This window comes from Pseudomonas oryzicola (genome assembly GCF_014269185.2).
Lineage (GTDB): Bacteria > Pseudomonadota > Gammaproteobacteria > Pseudomonadales > Pseudomonadaceae > Aquipseudomonas > Aquipseudomonas oryzicola.
Map to the genome: position 1 here is coordinate 1 of NZ_JABWRZ020000006.1, position 16,705 is coordinate 16,705.

The following is a 16,705-nucleotide window of genomic DNA, read 5'->3' on the forward strand; positions in this document are numbered from 1 at the left end:
CGCTCGATCCCCCAGGCAGCGCAAGGCCCAAGCCATGCCCCCAGGCTGCCAACCATGGCGTAACGGCCTAGGCACGCGGGCAACACGCGATCCCGCCGCCCCCTATCACCCGGTAAAACCTTACTGCGAATACCCCTTCAGGAAATTGCCGATCCGCCCGATCGCCGCTTCCAGGTCATCCACCCGCGGCAAGGTCACCACGCGGAAGTGGTCCGGCCATGGCCAGTTGAACGCCGTCCCCTGCACGATCAGCAGCTTTTCCGACAACAGCAGGTCGAGTACGAACTTCTCGTCGTTGTGGATCGGGCACACCTTCGGGTCGATCTTCGGGAACGCATACAGCGCGCCCATCGGCTTCACGCAGCTCACCCCGGGGATATCGTTCAGCAGCTCGTAGGTGCGGTTGCGCTGTTCCAGCAGGCGGCCCGGTGGCAGTACCAGGTCGTTGATGCTCTGGTAGCCGCCCAGCGCGGTCTGGATGGCATGCTGGGCCGGCACGTTGGCACACAGGCGCATGTTGGCCAGCATGTCGATGCCTTCGATATAGCTCTGGGCGTGGTGCTTGGGCCCCGAGATGATCAGCCAACCGGAACGGAAGCCCGCCACCCGGTACGACTTGGACAGGCCATTGAAGGTCAGGCACAGCAGGTCGGGGGCCAGCGAGGCGGTGCTGATGTGCACGGCTTCGTCGTAGAGGATCTTGTCGTAGATCTCGTCGGAGAACACCACCAGGTTGTGCTGGCGGGCCAGCTCGAGCATGCCCAGCAACAGTTCGCGGGAGTACACCGCGCCAGTCGGGTTGTTCGGGTTGATGATCACCAGCGCCTTGGTGTTCGGGGTGATCTTGGCCTTGATGTCGTCGAGGTCGGGGAACCAGTCAGCCTGTTCGTCGCACAGGTAGTGCACCGGCTTGCCGCCGGCCAGGCTCACGGCTGCGGTCCACAGCGGGTAGTCGGGGGCCGGGATCAGCACTTCGTCGCCGTTGTTCAGCAATGCCTGCATCGACATGACGATCAGCTCGGACACCCCGTTACCGAGGTAGATGTCCTCGATGGTGACGCCTTCTATGCCTTTCTGCTGGCAGTACTGCATCACGGCCTTGCGCGCACTGAACAGGCCCTTGGAATCGCTGTAGCCCTGCGCGGTAGGCAGGTTGCGGATCACATCCTGAAGGATTTCGTCAGGCGCCTCGAAGCCAAACGGCGCCGGGTTGCCGATGTTCAGCTTGAGGATGCGGTGGCCTTCCTCTTCCAGGCGTTTGGCGTGCTTGAGCACTGGGCCGCGAATGTCATAGCAGACATTGGCGAGCTTGTTCGATTTGCTGAACTGCATGATGGGATCCCGATTGAGAAAACGCGCTACGCCCCGCCGAAAGGTTTGAAAGGGCAGGAAGCGGGTGCCAGACTGAACGCCTGGCACACGAAGCCAACTAATATACGTGCCACCTGCGTGCCGGAAAAGACGGTGCGCAGTGAAATTCAGCCTGCCGAGGTCCCTACATGCAAAAGATCGAGAAAACCCTGGAACAATGGCGCTCGATGCTCGACCCCGAGCAGTATCAGGTATGCCGCCTCAAAGGCACCGAGCGGCCATTCAGCGGCAAGTACAACAGCGAGCGCCGTGATGGCATCTACCACTGCATCTGCTGCGGCCTGCCACTGTTCGATGCACAGACCAAGTTCGATTCCGGCTGCGGCTGGCCGAGCTTCTATGCCCCCATCGAGGACAGCGCGATGATCGAAATTCGCGACACCTCCCACGGCATGATCCGCACCGAGGTCACCTGCGCCCGCTGCGATGCGCACCTGGGCCATGTGTTCCCGGACGGCCCGCCACCGACCGGCCTGCGCTACTGCATCAACTCGGTGTGCATCGACCTGCGCCCGCGCGACTGACCGGAGCCCGCCACATGGCTGAATCGATGCTGGATATCAAATGCGTGACCCTGGGCGGCGAGCACAAGACGCTCGGTGACTTCCCGGGCAAGGCCCTGTTGGTGGTCAATACCGCCAGCCAGTGCGGTTTTACCCCGCAATACAAAGGCCTGGAGCAACTGTGGCAGGCCTACCGGGCGCGTGGCCTGGTGGTGCTGGGCTTCCCCTGCAACCAGTTCGGCAAGCAGGAGCCGGGCGATGCGCGGGAAATCGCCCAGTTCTGCGAGCGCAATTTTGGCGTGAGCTTCCCGCTGTTTCGCAAGGTCGAGGTCAACGGCCCGGGTGCCCACCCGTTGTTCGTCGAACTCAAGCAGCGCGCCCCGGGCCTGCTCGGTTCACAGAAGATCAAGTGGAACTTCACCAAGTTCCTGGTCGATCCGGCCAGTGGCCAGGTCAGGCGCTATGCCCCCACCACCAAGCCGCAGGCTCTGCAAGCAGACATCGAGCGCCTGCTCAGCCGTTGACCGGCACCCAGTGGTCGATCAGCGCCAGCAGCTCTTCGCGGCGGAACGGCTTGGCCAGATAGTCGTTCATGCCCGCCGCCCGGCAGCGTTCACGCTCCTCGGGCATGGCATTGGCGGTAAGGGCGACGATCGGCAGGTCGGGCCAGCGGCCGCTCTGGCGAATGCGTCGGCTGGCCTCGTAGCCATCCATCACCGGCATGTTGCAGTCCATCAGCACCAGGTCGAACGTGTCCTGTTCCAGCATATCCAAAGCCTCGGCGCCCTGGGTCGCCAGTTGTACCTGGCAGCCCAGCTTGGCCAGCATGCCCTTGGCCACCAACTGGTTCACCGGGTTGTCCTCCACTAGCAGAATCCGCGCGCGGCCCTGTTCCAGGGTGATGGCCGGGCTGGCGAGCGGGTGTTCCGGCTCGAAGCCTTGCAAGGTGCGGCGCAGGGTCTGGTACAGGGCGTTGCGCGCCAGTGGTCGGGCCAGTTGATGCAGTGGGGCGAGGGCGACCGATTGTTCGCTGGGCAGGAAGTTGCCGTAGGCGGTCACCAACAGGATCGGGGTTTTCAACGCCGGACGCAGTTCGAACAGGCGGTCGAGGTCATCGGTGATCAGCAGGTCGATGGCGGCGGCATCCAGCGTGGCGCTGCTGTCATGGCGCTGATAGGCCAGCCCCCAGGCGGGCAGCAGGTCCTGGAGCAATTCATCAAGCCCGCTGCCGGCCATGCTCAGTGCCGCCACCCGTCCTTGCAGCGGCGCCGGTGCAATGGCCTCGGTGTGCACGGCCAATGGCAGCTCGGCACTGAAGCGGCTGCCAAAGCCCGGCCGCGAATCAATGTACAGGCGGCCCTGCATGGCCTTGCACAGGTTGTGCGTCAGCGCCAGGCCCAGGCCGGTGCCGCCAAACTGGCGGGTGATGCCGGCGCCGGCCTGGATGAAAGGCTGGAAGATCCGTGCCTGGGCTTCTTCGGGGATGCCAATACCGGTATCGCGCACTTCCAGGCGCACGCCACCGACAATGCTGGTCAGACGCACATCGACACGGCCGAAACGGGTGAACTTGAGGGCGTTGGACAGCAGATTGCTGACCACCTGGCGCACCCGTGTGGGGTCGCCCAGTACACTGCTGGGGAAGTCGCGGGCGATCAGGCAGGTCAGCTCGACACTCTGCGCAGTGTTCTGCGACAGCAGGTTGGCGGTGTCTTCGACCATCGAGCCCATGTCGAACGGAATGTGCTCCAGCTCCAGCTGGCCGGCATCGAACTTGGACAGATCGAGGATATCGTTGAGCAGCTCGACCAGGACCTTGCCCGAGTCATGGGCAATCGCCAGCTGCTGGCGCTGCTCGCTGGGCAAGGGGCTGTCCAGTGCCAGGGCGATCATGCCGAGCATGCCGTTGAGCGGGGTGCGGATCTCATGGCTCATGTTGGCGAGGAAGGCGGAGCGCGCCTGGGCCATGTCCAAAGCCCGGCGGCGGGCTTCTTCCAGTTCCTGGTTGGAGCGGCTCAGGCTGTTGTTGCTGGCTTTCAGTTCATTGGTCCGCGCCGAGACGATGTCTTCCAGCTCGTTGAGGTACTGGGTCAGGCGGTTTTCCGCATTGCGGCGCTGGTCGATCTCGGTGGCCATGCTGACGAACTGCTGGTTGGCGACCTTCACCAACACACCGATTTCATCGTTTTCATGACCATGCGGGCAGTCCAGGCGGGTTTGCCGGGGCTTGCGCGGATCGCGGCCACTGAGCGCGCCGATCACGGTAACCAGTGGCTTGGTCAGCATCATGTAGAACAGCGCCAGCAGGATGCCGGTCAGCACCAGGCTGCGCGCAAAGCCGTTAACCAGGGTGACACCAGCGCGGTCGAGGAAGCGGGCGCCGAAGGCGTAGGTGTCCACTTCCAGGTACAGGTTGCCGAGATAGTCATCGGGCATGTGGGTCAGGTACAGGCGATCCTCGAACTGGCGCTGCTCGCCGAACAGGAAGTCGCTCAGTGACCGGTAGCGGTCCTGCATGCGCGGGCGCTCGACATCGGCCAGCACCATGCCGTTGTTGTCGCTCAGCCGCGCGCGGATGATCGCCGGCGATTGCAGCAGGCCGCTGGTCAACTCCAGGGCCAGCTCCGAGTCGATGTTGTAGGCGATGCGCGAGGCCGGGTTGTGGCTGATTTTCAGCAAGTCGCGCACTTCTCGGTTGATGGACGCGTCTTCGCTGGCATAATCGATGCCGATCTGGATGAGACTGAGCAAGGTTCCCAGGATGAAGCCGACCAGGACTGTCAACCGGGCTTGCTTGTATGACAGGCGATTGGTGAACTTGATATCCATGAGTCCCGAGCCGGTTCCACGTTCCTTGCGCAGCGCAAGCATAGCCGATCAACCCCGGCTGCTGGTGGGTCTGTCGCACATTCAGCCTTGAATTGCTCGATTGTCAGTGCCGGCCGCGGCTGAAGCCGCGAAGAGGCCGGCACGGCAGCCTTGAATCTGAATCCGTAGGAGTCGTCATGGACGCCCGCTTGATAGCTTTCCTGGACCGCGCCGAATCGCTACTGGCGCGCCTCGGCCCGTTGTTGCCGGCACCACGCCCGGACATCGACTGGGGCTCCACCCTGGCCGCGCGCTGGCAGCGCGATGGTCGCAGCGGCTACCTGCTGCCGCTGGAGGTCAGCCTGGACATCCGCCTGAGTGACCTGATCGGTGTCGACCAGCAGCGTGACCAGCTGGGCCGCAACACCCGCCAGTTCATCAACGGCATGCCCGCCAACCATGCGCTGCTGTGGGGCTCGCGCGGTACCGGCAAGTCGTCGCTGGTACGCGCCCTGCTGGCCGAACACGCCACTGCCGGCTTGCGCCTGATCGAAATCGAACGTGATCACCTTGCCGACCTGCCACGCGTGGTCGAGCAGCTGCAGAAACTGCCGCAGCGCTTCATCCTGTTTTGCGACGACCTGTCGTTCGAAGCCGGGGAGGGTGATTACCGGGTGCTCAAGAGCGTGCTCGACGGCTCGCTCGAACAGGCGCCAGACAACGTGCTGCTGTACGCCACCTCCAACCGCCGCCACCTGGTGCCAGAGAAGGAAAGTGACAACGAGAACTGGAAGCGCGTCGACGGTGAACTGCACCCCAGCGAAGCGGTGGAAGACAAGATTGCCTTGTCTGACCGTTTTGGCCTGTGGCTGTCGTTCTACCCGTTCACACAGGAGCACTTCCTCGACGTGGTCGAGCACTGGATCAGCCAGTTGGCACGCCCTGCCGGCCTGACCTGGCAGCGTACCGAAGAACTCGACATCCTCGCCGTGCGCTGGGCTACCGGCCGCGGTAACCGTAATGGCCGCTGTGCCTATCAGTTCGCCCGCTACTGGGTCGGGCTGCAATTGCTGGAGCAAAACTGAATGATCGACCTCAATGCCAGTGGCGCCGGACTCGACGGCTACAACCTGCTGGCGGCGCAAGTGCAGGCGCTGTTTGCCGACGAGCGTGACTTCATCGCCAATGCCGCGCAGTTCTCGGCGTTTCTGTACAACCATGTGGACGACCTGAACTGGGCCGGGTTCTACCTCAATCGCAACGAAGAGTTGGTGCTCGGCCCGTTCCAGGGCCAGGTGGCCTGCGTGCGCATTCCCTTCAGCAAGGGCGTATGCGGAGCGGCGGCAGCGACGCGGCAGACCCAGCGGGTAGAAGACGTGCACGCGTTCCCGGGACATATTGCCTGTGACAGCGCGTCCAATAGCGAGCTGGTGATCCCGCTGGTGAAGGAGGGCAGGTTGATTGGTGTACTGGACCTGGACAGCCCGACGATCGGGCGTTTCAGCGAAGTGGATCAGCTAGGGTTGGAGCGCTTGGCGGCGCTTTTTCTGGAATTGACTGACTGCTGATTGTCGTTGCCTGCACCGGCCCGTCGCCGGCAGTCAGCCCCCCACAATGAAGGCTTGTGCCGTATCTGTGGGCGCTGGTTTGCCGGCGACAGGGCGGTCAAGCCCACGATGATTTTCGTATCAGTCGTAGATTACCCGCTTCTTCCAGGTCTCTTCGTCATCGGTCTTGAGCCCCTGGGTCAGTTCGTTCTGCTCGTTCTCCGCCGGCTCCATCTTTTCCAGCACCTGGGCATTGGCCCGGGCCAGCAGTTTCTCCAGATACGTCAACTGCTCTTCATACGCCTTTGGCTCCGGCTGCTTGCGCAGGTACTGTACGCCGCGCTCGAAGGCCAGGCGCGCCTGGCCTGGCTGGCCATTCTGCAGGGCCTGCTGGCCAAGGTTGTTGAAGAATTCGATATGCAGCAGCACCAGGATATGGCGGATTTCCCTGACCCAGTGCTTGGCCTCGGGGGTGGGCAGGAAGCCTTCCTGGGCGGCGCGGGTCACCTGGTTGTGCAGCGCCTCCAGCAGAAAGCGCACGTCCTTGGCCTTGGCCTCGGTCTGGATCGGGCTGGGCGGGTTGTTTACCGCAATCTTCCCGCCCAGGGCAATCAGCCCTTCCAGTTCGGCAATGCGTGCCTTGAGTTCGGCGCTGTGCTTGTCCAGCGCCAGCTGGCGCTGGGTGAGGTTGAGTTCCAGGCGGGTCAGCAGCAGCTTCAGCGCCGGGGTCATGAACTGGCCGGGGAAGGTCTCGGTGATTTCGCCACAACGGCGCAGGCGGTCGGCCAGCTCGACTTTCAGCCGGGCGCGCTCGAGCTTGCTGTTCTCGACAACATTGTTGAGGTAGCCGATCACGATCAGCAACGCGATACCCGCCACGATGAGCAGGGTGATCAGAAGTGGTGTCACCGTTAATGCCTCGTTGAAGAAGAATCACACCCTTGAGTGTAGTAAGTTCGCCTGGGGACGAACAGCCGCCGTGTCCTCTGCCGGCGCGCTTTGCGGGCAGGCTTTCCTTATATCGGCCGCCGCCTCCAGATCTGCACCCCGCACCCGGAAGTCGTTGATTTAAATAAATTTCTACAAAGGGGTTGACGCCTCTACGAACCATCCATAGAATGCGCGCCACTTGCAGCGTAAAGCACACAGCGAAACGCGGCAGGGAGTGAAAGCAGGCAGCGATGCCAGCAGCGTGTCCCCTTCGTCTAGTGGCCTAGGACACCGCCCTTTCACGGCGGTAACAGGGGTTCGAGTCCCCTAGGGGACGCCAAATTGCGGGAATAGCTCAGTTGGTAGAGCACGACCTTGCCAAGGTCGGGGTCGCGAGTTCGAGTCTCGTTTCCCGCTCCAGTTTATCCGGCAGCGCTTCGGCGAGGCAGGAAAAGAAAATCCAGGCCGGATCGTGAGGTTCTGTTCTGGTGCACTGAAAAGTGCTGTGTGTCCCCTTCGTCTAGTGGCCTAGGACACCGCCCTTTCACGGCGGTAACAGGGGTTCGAGTCCCCTAGGGGACGCCAAATGCGGGAATAGCTCAGTTGGTAGAGCACGACCTTGCCAAGGTCGGGGTCGCGAGTTCGAGTCTCGTTTCCCGCTCCAGTTTAAATACTGTGGCGTTCGTACGGTGCAGTGGTGGTGAGGGTCGTAAAGGCGCTTCACGCCGATTAGCGGTAAAGCTTCAAATTGCGGGAATAGCTCAGTTGGTAGAGCACGACCTTGCCAAGGTCGGGGTCGCGAGTTCGAGTCTCGTTTCCCGCTCCAATCTAGAAAACGCCACCTCTTGTGAGGTGGCGTTTTTTTTTGCCCCTTGAAAATGCCCGGGTAAACAGGCTGCGCGTGTTGCATCGCAGCCTGCGCGTTGCCGTCAGTGCGTGCTCGCGGGGCCTTGCTGGGCGCCGAGCAGCTGCTTTTCCAGGTTCCAGTCGAACGGTTCGCCGGCCTGCTCGGCTTCGTAGCGGCGCTCTTCCAGCTGCTGGTACAGCGCCAGCTCTTCGTCGGGCATGAAGTGCAGGCAGTCACCGGCAAAGAACCACAGCAAGTCGCGGGGTACCAGGTGCGCGATCTGCGGGTAGCGCTGAATCACCTGGCAGATCAGGTCCTGGCCCAGGTACTGGCTTTGCAGTGGGTCTTGCGGCAGCAGGGTCAGCAGTTCGTCGAAGCGTTCGAGGAACAGGGCGTGGCTTTCCTCCGGTACCTGATCCGCTTCACCCAGGGCGACCAGGATGGTACGCAGGTGATTCAGCAATTGCAGATGGTATTCCAGATGGGGGGTGGCCATGGTGGCGGTCCTCGGTATGGTCGAAACGGGCGCGGAGTATACGCGGGATGGGGAAGGGGCCGCAAAGCAGCCCCTCCCCGGCAGTGCAGATCAGCGAACCTTGCCCGGTTCCGCCAACAACTGGGCCTTGTCGAAGGCATCGACATCGATCACTGCGCGGCGCGCCTGTTCCGCTGCGTGCAAGCGTTGCCCTTCGCCGGGCTGCAGCATGCCGCTGTCGACGGCGGCATCGATGGCCGACTGGCCGGGTACAGGTTGCACCTTGCCGTCCCTGATCGCCTGATGCAGCGCCTTGTAAAGCGGGGCGGCCTCGTCCAGCAAGTCGCTGGCGCGTTGCAGCGCCGCCACCGGGTCGCCCTCGGCCTGTGGCCTGAAGCAGCCTGCGAGCAATTCCTCCAGCGCCGGATCGCCCTTGTTGCGGCCAATCAGTGCTGCGACCTCCGCATCCAGCTCGTCACTCGGCCCGGTATGGCGGCGGCCGAAGGGGAATACCAGAACCCGCAGTGCACAGCCGACAAAACGGTTGGGGAAGTTGTCGAGCAAGCGGTCCAGGGCGTGTTCCGCCTGGCCCAGGCTTTCTTCCATGGCCCAGCGCAGCAGCGGCTGCATGTGTTCCGGCGCGCCCAGGTCGTGGTAGCGCTTGAGCGCGGCACTGGACAGGTACAGGTAGCTCAGCACATCGCCCAGCCGTGCGCTCAGCCGTTCGCGGCGCTTGAGTGCGCCGCCCAGCAGCATCATCGACAAGTCCGCCAGCAGCGCAAAGGCTGCGGCCTGGCGGTTCAAGGCGCGGAAATAACCTTGGCTCAAGGTGTCACCCGGCACGTTTTCCAGGCGGCCCAGCCCCAGGTTGAACACCAATGTGCTGGCCGCGTTGCCGGCAGCGAACATGATGTGCTGCATCAGCAGGCCGTCGAATTCCTGCAATGCCTGGTCGCGGTCCTCGCGCCCGGCCAGGGCCATTTCCCTGAGCACGAACGGATGGCAGCGGATGGCACCCTGGCCAAAGATCATCAAATTGCGCGAGAGGATATTGGCACCTTCCACGGTGATGAAGATTGGCGCGCCCTGCCAGTTGCGGCCCAGATAGTTGCTGGGGCCCATGATGATGCCTTTGCCGCCGTGCACGTCCATGGCGTGCTGGATGCATTCGCGCCCACGCTCGGTCAGGTGATACTTGAGGATTGCCGACAGTACCGATGGCTTCTCGCCCAGGTCGACGGCCTTGGCGGTCAGCAGGCGGGCGCTGTCCATCAGCCAGGCGTTGCCGCCGATGCGCGCCAGCGATTCCTGAATGCCCTCGAAGGCCGCCAGCGGCACATTGAATTGTTCGCGGATGTTGGCGTACTGGCCGGTGACCAGGCTGGTGTACTTGGCCGCGCCAGTGCCCACGGCGGGCAGGGAGATGGAGCGGCCGACCGACAGGCAATTCATCAGCATCATCCAACCTTTGCCGAGCATGGCCTGGCCGCCGATGAGGAAGCTCAGCGGCACGAATACGTCCTTGCCGCTATTGGGGCCGTTCATGAACGCGGCGCCCAGTGGCAGGTGACGCTTGCCGATGTCTACGCCGGGGGTGTCGGTCGGGACCAGGGCCAGGCTGATGCCTAGCTCTTCCTGTTCACCCAGCAGGTGGTCCGGGTCGTAGGCCTTGAATGCCAGGCCCAGCAAGGTCGCGACCGGGCCGAGGGTGATGTAGCGCTTTTCCCAGTTGAGGCGCAGGCCGAGGACTTCTTCACCCTGCCACTGGCCCTTGCACACCACGCCGCTGTCGGGCATGGCGCCAGCGTCGGAGCCGGCCAGCGGGCCGGTCAGGGCAAAGCAGGGAATTTCCTCGCCACGGGCCAGGCGTGGCAGGTAGTGGTTGCGTTGTTCGTCGGTGCCGTAGTGCAGCAGCAGTTCGGCCGGGCCGAGGGAGTTGGGTACCATCACCGTGGACGCCAGGTCGCCACTGCGGGTCGCCAGTTTCATTGCCACCTGGGAGTGGGCATAGGCCGAGAAGCCTTTGCCGCCATATTCCTTGGGGATGATCAGGGCGAAGAAGCCATGTTGCTTGATATGCGCCCAGGCTTCGGGTGGCAGGTCCATGTCCTGGCCGATCTGCCAGTCGCTGACCATGGCACAGAGCTGTTCCGTCGGGCCGTCGAGGAAGGCCTGTTCTTCCTCGCTCAACTGCGGTGCCGGGTAGGCGAGCAGGGTGCGCCAGTCGGGGCGGCCGCTGAACAGCTCGCCGTCCCACCACACGGTGCCGGCGTCGATCGCTTCGCGCTCGGTCTGCGACATTGGCGGCAGGGTGCGCTGGAACCAGTTGAATACCGGGCCGGTGAAAACCTTGCGGCGCCATTCCGGCAGTGCCACCAGGGCAATTTTCAGGGCCAGCACGAGCCAGATCAGGGTCAGCAGCCAGCCGGGGGCCGGGCTGAAAATGCTCATCAGCAGCACGTAGGCCGCCATGATGCCGAGAATCTGCAAGGGCGCCAGGCGCCGGTGCGTGAGGTACGCTGCGCCGACCACCAATACCACCAACCACAACAGCAACATAATCGGTCCTCCTTGGAACCAGGGGCTTGAGCCGTCCCGGATAGCTTAGACGCAACGCTGTGGACGACAGGGTCAGAACAGTGACAAGGGTGGGGCGCCGGGAGTTTCAGCGCGCCTTGTCCTGTACCGGCCCAATCGCCGGCAACCAGCGATTGGGCCGGTACAGGCAACAAAACTCTGGAGTAGACTGTGCCACCTCCGCATTTCATAAGGACGTTGCCATGCTGAAGATCTGGGGCCGCAAGAATTCGAGCAATGTGCGCAAGGCGCTGTGGATCGCCCACGAGCTGGGCCTGGACTTCGAGTCCATCGACGCCGGTGGCGCCTTCGGCGTGGTCAATGAGCCGCACTACCGGGCCCGCAACCCCAACGGCCTGGTGCCGATGCTCGAAGACGCTGACCTGACCCTGTGGGAATCCAATACCATCGTCCGCTACCTGTGCGCCGAGTACGGCGCGGAGCAGGGCTGGTATCTCCAGGACCCACGCCAGCGCGCCCTGGCCGACAAGTGGATGGACTGGACCACCTCGTCCTTCGCCGGCCCGTTCCGCCCGTTGTTCTGGGGCCTGCTGCGCACCCCCGAAGACCAGCGTGACTGGGTGGCGATCAATGCCGCGCACAAGCAATGCGCCGCATTGCTGGCCATCGTCGATGACACCCTGGCCAAGCAGCCATACCTGTCCGGAGAGCGCATCGGCATGGGCGACATCCCACTGGGCAGCTTCATCTACGCCTGGTTCGAAATGCCGATCGAGCGCCCGCCCATGCACCACCTGCACGCCTGGTACGAGCGCCTCAAGGCGCGCCCGGCCTACCAGGCCGCAGTGATGACTGCGTTGACCTGATCGAACACCACGCATGCTTCGATAGTCATTATCAATACATGTGACTGTACTTGTGCGGCCAGGCCAAGCACCATTGGCCGCACTCACTGCGCCAGTGACTTTGCCTGGCGTGTCCTGCACCTTTTCCTCTGGTAAGTGACCCGCTATGAGTTCCGCCCTGTCGATCCGACAGCTGACCAAGACCTACGGCAACGGCTTCCAGGCCCTCAAGGGCATCGATCTGGATGTTGCCGAAGGCGATTTCTTCGCCTTGCTCGGCCCCAACGGCGCCGGCAAGTCCACTACCATCGGCATCCTCTCGACCTTGGTCAACAAGACCAGCGGGACGGTCAACGTTTTCGGCCATGACCTCGATCGCGAACCTGCCGCGCTCAAGCGCTGCCTGGGCGTGGTGCCGCAAGAATTCAACTTCAACCAGTTCGAGAAGACGTTCGACATCGTCGTGACCCAGGCCGGGTACTACGGCATCCCGTCCAAGGTGGCCAAGGCCCGCGCCGAGCAGTACCTGACCCAGCTGGGCCTGTGGGACAAGCGTGACGTGCCGTCGCGGTCGCTGTCCGGCGGCATGAAGCGCCGCCTGATGATCGCCCGTGCACTGATCCACGAACCGCGCCTGCTGATTCTCGACGAGCCCACTGCCGGCGTGGACATCGAACTGCGTCGCTCGATGTGGAGCTTCCTCACCGAGCTGAACCAGAAAGGCATCACCATCATCCTCACCACCCATTACCTGGAAGAGGCCGAGCAGCTGTGCCGCAACATCGGCATCATCGACCACGGCACCATCGTCGAGAACACCAGCATGCGCCAACTGTTGGGCAAGCTGCATGTCGAAACCTTCGTCCTTGACCTCAAGCACGACCTGGCCACGGCGCCAGCGCTGCAGGGCTACCCCTGCCGCCTGCTGACCCCGCACACCCTGGAAGTGCAAGTGGACAAGGACATCGGCATCACCGCCTTGTTCGGCCAGCTGGCGCTGCAGAACATCGAGGTGCAAAGCCTGCGTAACAAGACCAACCGACTCGAGGAGCTGTTCGTGTCCCTGGTGGAGAAAAACCTGTCGAGGGTGGCGGTATGAATGTGGAACTGCGCACCAACTGGGTCGCCCTGAACACCATCGTCTACCGTGAAGTGCGGCGCTTCCTGCGCATCTGGCCGCAGACCCTGCTGCCACCTGCGATCACCATGGTCCTGTACTTCGTCATCTTCGGTAACCTGATCGGCCGACAGATCGGCGACATGGGTGGCTTCAGCTACATGGAGTACATCGTGCCGGGGCTGATCATGATGTCGGTGATCACCAACTCCTACGGCAACGTGGTGTCGAGCTTCTTCGGCAGCAAGTTCCAGCGTTCGATCGAAGAGCTGATGGTATCGCCGGTATCGCCGCACACCATCCTCATCGGCTATGTGCTGGGTGGGGTACTGCGTGGCTTGGCGGTGGGGGTGATCGTGACCTTCCTGTCGCTGTTCTTCACCCACCTGCAGGTGCACCACCTGGGCGTGACCGTGGTCGTGGTGCTGCTGACCGCCACCATCTTCTCGTTGCTGGGCTTCGTCAACGCCGTGTTCGCGCGCAACTTCGACGATATCTCGATCATCCCGACCTTCGTACTGACACCGCTGACCTACCTGGGCGGGGTGTTCTATTCGATCAACCTGCTGCCGCCGTTCTGGCAGACCGTGTCGCTGGCCAACCCGGTGCTGCACATGGTCAACTCGTTCCGCTACGGCATCCTAGGGGTGTCGGACATCAGCATTGGCACGGCGATTACCTTCATGCTGGTCGCCACTGCGGTGCTCTACCTGCTGTGCGTTCGCCTGCTGGTCAGCGGCCGCGGCATGCGCGCCTGAACACCTGAGCTTGCGCCGGCGCCACTGCCGGCCAATCCACCAGCGCCAGTACAGCAGGGTCGTGAAGTAGGCGACGACACCCAGCACCACCCCGCACACCAGCGAGCCCAGCAGGAATGGCTGCCACAGCGTGGCCAACTGGTCGCTGATCCAGGCGAAGGTCAGCTCGTCGGGCAGGCTGCGCGGTGGAACCTGCATCAACCAGGCGCCGGTCATGTAAGTGACGAAGAACACCGGTGGCATGGTCAGCGGGTTGGTCAGCCATACCAGGCTGACAGCAATCGGCAGGTTGCCGCGCACCGGAATCGCCAGTGCAGCCGCCAGCAGCATCTGCATGGGAATGGGTATGAGGGCCGCGAATAGGCCAACACCCATGGCCCGCGCTACCGAGTGCCGGTTCAGGTGCCAGAGGTTCGGATCGTGCAGCAGCTTGCCAAAAAAGCGTAAGGACTTGTGTTCGCGAATGCTGGTCGGATCCGGCATGTAGCGTTTGAAAAGTCGGCGCGGCATGTAGGCTCCCGGAGCGTTGATCCGGGCAGTATGCCCTGATTCCCGTTCAGCCTCGTTTAGAGTTTGTGACAATTGTTGAGCAAGCGTTGCCGACAATTGGGCTATGCCTCAGAAGGTGATTTCGCTTCTGGAGCTCTACCTCATGCGCACAGGGATGTTTGCGCTCGCGCTCGGGCTATTGTGCCTGGGCTTTTTCCCCGCGTTGCCGTCGGTCGGATGGCTGGTGCTGCTGGCAATTGGCGCTGGCGTCTGCCTGTTCACCCGCCTGTGGCCGCCGGGTTGCTTCCTGCTGGGCCTGTGCTGGGCGCTTGGCTCGGCGCAGGCGGCCCTGGATGATCGCCTGGCGCCAGGGCTGGAGGGCCGTACCTTGTGGCTGGAGGGCCGGGTGGTTGGCCTGCCGACCCGCACGGCGCAGGGGGTGCGCTTCGAGCTGCAAGGGGCCCGTTCGCGGCGGGCCGAACTGCCGCAGCGCCTGCAGTTGAGCTGGTTCGACGGGCCACCGCTGCGCGCGGGGGAGCAGTGGCGGCTGGCGGTGACCTTGCAGCGCCCGGCCGGGTTGCTCAACCCACATGGGCCGGACCTGGAAGCCCAATTGCTGGCGCGGCGGATCGGTGCCACCGGCTCGGTCAAGGCCGGGCAACTGCTGGCGCCGGTTGCCGGGGGCTGGCGTGACCGCCTGCGCCAGCGCCTGCTGGCGGTCGACGCCCATGGTCGCCAGGCCGCCTTGGTAGCCTTGGTGCTCGGCGACGGCACGGGCCTGGCGCGGCAGGACTGGCAGACGCTGCAGGCTACCGGTACGGTGCACCTGCTGGTGATTTCCGGCCAGCACATCGGCCTGGTCGCTGGCTTGCTGTATGGCCTGGTCGCTGGGCTGGCGCGTTGGGGGCTGTGGCCGGCACGGCTGCCCTGGTTGCCCTGGGCGTGTGGTCTGGCCATGACGGCGGCGCTGGCCTACGGCTGGCTGGCCGGTGCCGGTGTCCCGGTGCAGCGTGCCTGCCTGATGCTCGCCGTGGTGCTGCTCTGGCGCCTGCGCTTTCGTCATCTTGGCGCGACCTTGCCGCTGCTGCTGGCGCTGATTGCCGTGCTGCTGGTTGAGCCGCTGGCGGCGCTGCTGCCCGGTTTCTGGCTGTCGTTTGCGGCGGTGGCCACGCTTGTCTATTGCTTCAGCGCGCGGCTGGGCGGCTGGCGCCCATGGCAGGCCTGGACGCGGGCGCAATGGGTGATCGCCATCGGTTTGCTGCCCGTGCTGCTGGCCACCGGCTTGCCGGTGAGCCTGAGCGCACCGCTGGCCAACCTCGTGGCGGTGCCCTGGGTCAGCGTGGCGGTACTGCCGTTGGCGTTGCTGGGTACGGTGCTGCTGCCGCTGGGCGGGGTAGGCGAGGCACTGTTGTGGTTGGCGGGTGGTTTGCTCGACGGGTTGTTCCGGCTGCTGGCGCTGGTGGCGCAGCAGCGCCCGGCGTGGCTGCCGCCAGCCCTGCCGTGGTGGGCCTGGCTGCTGGTCTGCCTGGGCTCGTGGCTATTGCTGCTGCCCCGTGGGGTGCCGCTGCGTGGCCTGGGTGGGGTCATGCTGCTGGCACTTTGGGTGCCCAAGGCAACAGTGCCGTTCGGGCAAGTCGAGGTCTGGCAGCTGGATGTCGGCCAGGGCCTGGCGGTGCTGTTGCGTACGCGGCATCACGACCTGCTGTACGACGCCGGGCCGGCCAGGGGCGACACCGACCTGGGCGAACGGGTGGTGCTGCCGACCCTGCGCAAGCTGGGGGTGCGCCGCCTGGACCTGCTGCTGGTCAGCCACGCCCACGCCGACCATGCCGGCGGTGCCGTGGCCATACAGCGTGGCTTGCCGGTCCGGCGGGCCATTGGTGGGGAAGCGCTGGAAAATCTTCACCTACAGCCGTGCGCCAGTGGTGAGCAATGGCAATGGGATGGTGTGCATTTTTCGCTATGGCGCTGGGCTGACGGGCAAAGCAGCAATGACCGGTCCTGCGTGTTGCGGGTCGAGGCGCAGGGCGAGCGCCTGCTGCTGGCAGGCGATATGGAGGCCGCTGCCGAGCAGGCCTGGCTGGCGGCCACCGACACACCCCGTATCGATTGGCTGCAGGCGCCGCACCATGGTAGCCGCAGCTCTTCCACCGAGGCCTTCATCCGTGCCACGGCGCCACGTGGGGTGCTGATCTCGCGAGGGCGCAACAACAGCTTCGGGCACCCACATGCGCAGGTGGTCGAACGTTATCGGCGGCATGGGGTGATGATGCATGACACGGCGGTGGAGGGGGCGTTGCGGTTGGTGTTGGGGCGTCAGGGGGCGGTTGAAAGCGTGCGGGAACAGCGACGGTTTTGGCGGGATTCGGCACGGTAGGGTGCAGTGGCTTGCAGGGGCTTGCCTTTGGATTTTCAGCGCCTGTGAGATCGAGCGCCGCCCGCGCGGCGCATCGCGGATAAATCCGCTCCCACATTTG

The 16,705-nt window shown here is 63.9% G+C and carries 14 protein-coding genes and 5 tRNA genes; 13 read left to right on the forward strand and 6 right to left on the reverse strand.

Going from position 1 to position 16,705, the window contains the following annotated elements; all coding sequences use genetic code 11:
• Window positions 1-120: 120 nt before the first annotated feature.
• Window positions 121-1,332 (reverse strand): pyridoxal phosphate-dependent aminotransferase, encoded by a 1,212-nt coding sequence (locus tag HU760_RS24240; protein ID WP_170028882.1) that lies wholly within the window; start codon window positions 1,330-1,332, stop codon window positions 121-123.
• Between the two features lie 167 nt (window positions 1,333-1,499).
• On the opposite strand from HU760_RS24240, the gene msrB reads away from it, so the two are divergent.
• Window positions 1,500-1,895 (forward strand): peptide-methionine (R)-S-oxide reductase MsrB, encoded by a 396-nt coding sequence (gene msrB / locus HU760_RS24245; protein ID WP_112251862.1) that lies wholly within the window; start codon window positions 1,500-1,502, stop codon window positions 1,893-1,895.
• 14 nt (window positions 1,896-1,909) lie between these two features.
• Window positions 1,910-2,398, forward strand: coding sequence for a glutathione peroxidase (locus HU760_RS24250; protein WP_186677861.1), 489 nt, complete (start codon window positions 1,910-1,912; stop codon window positions 2,396-2,398).
• Here HU760_RS24250 and HU760_RS24255 read toward each other — a convergent pair.
• A complete protein-coding gene (locus HU760_RS24255; protein ID WP_186677859.1) occupies window positions 2,388-4,745 on the reverse strand; it encodes a hybrid sensor histidine kinase/response regulator in 2,358 nt (785 codons plus the stop codon). The two genes, HU760_RS24250 and HU760_RS24255, sit on opposite strands and share 11 nt — an antisense overlap.
• A gap of 134 nt (window positions 4,746-4,879) precedes the next feature.
• On the opposite strand from HU760_RS24255, the gene HU760_RS24260 reads away from it, so the two are divergent.
• Window positions 4,880-5,767: an ATP-binding protein gene (locus HU760_RS24260; RefSeq protein WP_186677857.1), complete on the forward strand. Its 888-nt coding sequence runs from the start codon at window positions 4,880-4,882 to the stop codon at window positions 5,765-5,767.
• Entirely contained in the window at window positions 5,768-6,250 is a 483-nt protein-coding gene (locus HU760_RS24265; RefSeq protein WP_186677855.1) for a GAF domain-containing protein, read from the forward strand. It begins immediately after the preceding gene.
• 120 nt (window positions 6,251-6,370) lie between these two features.
• On the opposite strand, the gene HU760_RS24270 is transcribed toward HU760_RS24265, so the two are convergent.
• A complete protein-coding gene (locus tag HU760_RS24270) occupies window positions 6,371-7,138 on the reverse strand; it encodes a hypothetical protein (protein ID WP_186677854.1) in 768 nt (255 codons plus the stop codon).
• 285 nt (window positions 7,139-7,423) lie between these two features.
• On the opposite strand from HU760_RS24270, the gene HU760_RS24275 reads away from it, so the two are divergent.
• From HU760_RS24275 to HU760_RS24295, 5 genes are all read left to right on the forward strand, one after another.
• Window positions 7,424-7,499 (forward strand) — tRNA-Glu (locus HU760_RS24275).
• Between the two features lie 4 nt (window positions 7,500-7,503).
• Window positions 7,504-7,579, forward strand: a tRNA-Gly gene (locus tag HU760_RS24280).
• Between the two features lie 89 nt (window positions 7,580-7,668).
• Window positions 7,669-7,744 (forward strand) — tRNA-Glu (locus HU760_RS24285).
• A 3-nt stretch (window positions 7,745-7,747) separates the two neighbouring features.
• Window positions 7,748-7,823: transfer RNA gene (locus HU760_RS24290), tRNA-Gly, on the forward strand.
• A gap of 86 nt (window positions 7,824-7,909) precedes the next feature.
• Window positions 7,910-7,985, forward strand: a tRNA-Gly gene (locus tag HU760_RS24295).
• 103 nt (window positions 7,986-8,088) lie between these two features.
• On the opposite strand, the gene HU760_RS24300 is transcribed toward HU760_RS24295, so the two are convergent.
• The gene (locus HU760_RS24300) at window positions 8,089-8,502 is read right to left on the reverse strand and encodes a PA2817 family protein (RefSeq protein ID WP_186680585.1); all 414 of its coding nucleotides are present in this window, start codon (window positions 8,500-8,502) and stop codon (window positions 8,089-8,091) included.
• Between the two features lie 90 nt (window positions 8,503-8,592).
• Window positions 8,593-11,040, reverse strand: a complete 2,448-nt coding sequence (locus HU760_RS24305; RefSeq protein WP_186680583.1) for an acyl-CoA dehydrogenase — start codon at window positions 11,038-11,040, stop codon at window positions 8,593-8,595.
• A gap of 221 nt (window positions 11,041-11,261) precedes the next feature.
• Between HU760_RS24305 and HU760_RS24310 the strand changes: the two genes are divergently transcribed.
• From HU760_RS24310 to HU760_RS24320, 3 genes are all read left to right on the forward strand, one after another.
• Entirely contained in the window at window positions 11,262-11,885 is a 624-nt protein-coding gene (locus HU760_RS24310) for a glutathione S-transferase (RefSeq protein WP_186680580.1), read from the forward strand.
• Between the two features lie 145 nt (window positions 11,886-12,030).
• Window positions 12,031-12,963 (forward strand): ABC transporter ATP-binding protein, encoded by a 933-nt coding sequence (locus HU760_RS24315; protein WP_186680577.1) that lies wholly within the window; start codon window positions 12,031-12,033, stop codon window positions 12,961-12,963.
• Entirely contained in the window at window positions 12,960-13,739 is a 780-nt protein-coding gene (locus HU760_RS24320) for an ABC transporter permease (RefSeq protein WP_186680575.1), read from the forward strand. The genes HU760_RS24315 and HU760_RS24320 overlap by 4 nt, the downstream gene beginning before the upstream one ends.
• Here HU760_RS24320 and HU760_RS24325 read toward each other — a convergent pair.
• The gene (locus HU760_RS24325; RefSeq protein ID WP_186680572.1) at window positions 13,623-14,249 is read right to left on the reverse strand and encodes a DUF2062 domain-containing protein; all 627 of its coding nucleotides are present in this window, start codon (window positions 14,247-14,249) and stop codon (window positions 13,623-13,625) included. The two genes, HU760_RS24320 and HU760_RS24325, sit on opposite strands and share 117 nt — an antisense overlap.
• 142 nt (window positions 14,250-14,391) lie before the next feature.
• On the opposite strand from HU760_RS24325, the gene HU760_RS24330 reads away from it, so the two are divergent.
• Window positions 14,392-16,605, forward strand: coding sequence for a DNA internalization-related competence protein ComEC/Rec2 (locus HU760_RS24330; RefSeq protein ID WP_186680569.1), 2,214 nt, complete (start codon window positions 14,392-14,394; stop codon window positions 16,603-16,605).
• The last annotated feature ends 100 nt before the right edge of the window (window positions 16,606-16,705 follow it).

Bases quoted from the DNA above. Each gene is read 5' to 3' on its own strand.
- HU760_RS24250 (WP_186677861.1), top strand. From the start codon at position 1,910: ATGGCTGAATCGATGCTGGATATCAAATGCGTGACCCTGGGCGGCGAG.
- HU760_RS24255 (WP_186677859.1), bottom strand. From the start codon at position 4,745: ATGCTTGCGCTGCGCAAGGAACGTGGAACCGGCTCGGGACTCATGGAT.
- HU760_RS24325 (WP_186680572.1), bottom strand. From the start codon at position 14,249: ATGCCGCGCCGACTTTTCAAACGCTACATGCCGGATCCGACCAGCATT.
- HU760_RS24305 (WP_186680583.1), bottom strand. From the start codon at position 11,040: ATGTTGCTGTTGTGGTTGGTGGTATTGGTGGTCGGCGCAGCGTACCTC.
- HU760_RS24300 (WP_186680585.1), bottom strand. From the start codon at position 8,502: ATGGCCACCCCCCATCTGGAATACCATCTGCAATTGCTGAATCACCTG.
- HU760_RS24310 (WP_186680580.1), top strand. From the start codon at position 11,262: ATGCTGAAGATCTGGGGCCGCAAGAATTCGAGCAATGTGCGCAAGGCG.
- msrB (WP_112251862.1), top strand. From the start codon at position 1,500: ATGCAAAAGATCGAGAAAACCCTGGAACAATGGCGCTCGATGCTCGAC.
- HU760_RS24315 (WP_186680577.1), top strand. From the start codon at position 12,031: ATGAGTTCCGCCCTGTCGATCCGACAGCTGACCAAGACCTACGGCAAC.
- HU760_RS24320 (WP_186680575.1), top strand. From the start codon at position 12,960: ATGAATGTGGAACTGCGCACCAACTGGGTCGCCCTGAACACCATCGTC.
- HU760_RS24260 (WP_186677857.1), top strand. From the start codon at position 4,880: ATGGACGCCCGCTTGATAGCTTTCCTGGACCGCGCCGAATCGCTACTG.
- HU760_RS24265 (WP_186677855.1), top strand. From the start codon at position 5,768: ATGATCGACCTCAATGCCAGTGGCGCCGGACTCGACGGCTACAACCTG.
- HU760_RS24330 (WP_186680569.1), top strand. From the start codon at position 14,392: ATGCGCACAGGGATGTTTGCGCTCGCGCTCGGGCTATTGTGCCTGGGC.
- HU760_RS24240 (WP_170028882.1), bottom strand. From the start codon at position 1,332: ATGCAGTTCAGCAAATCGAACAAGCTCGCCAATGTCTGCTATGACATT.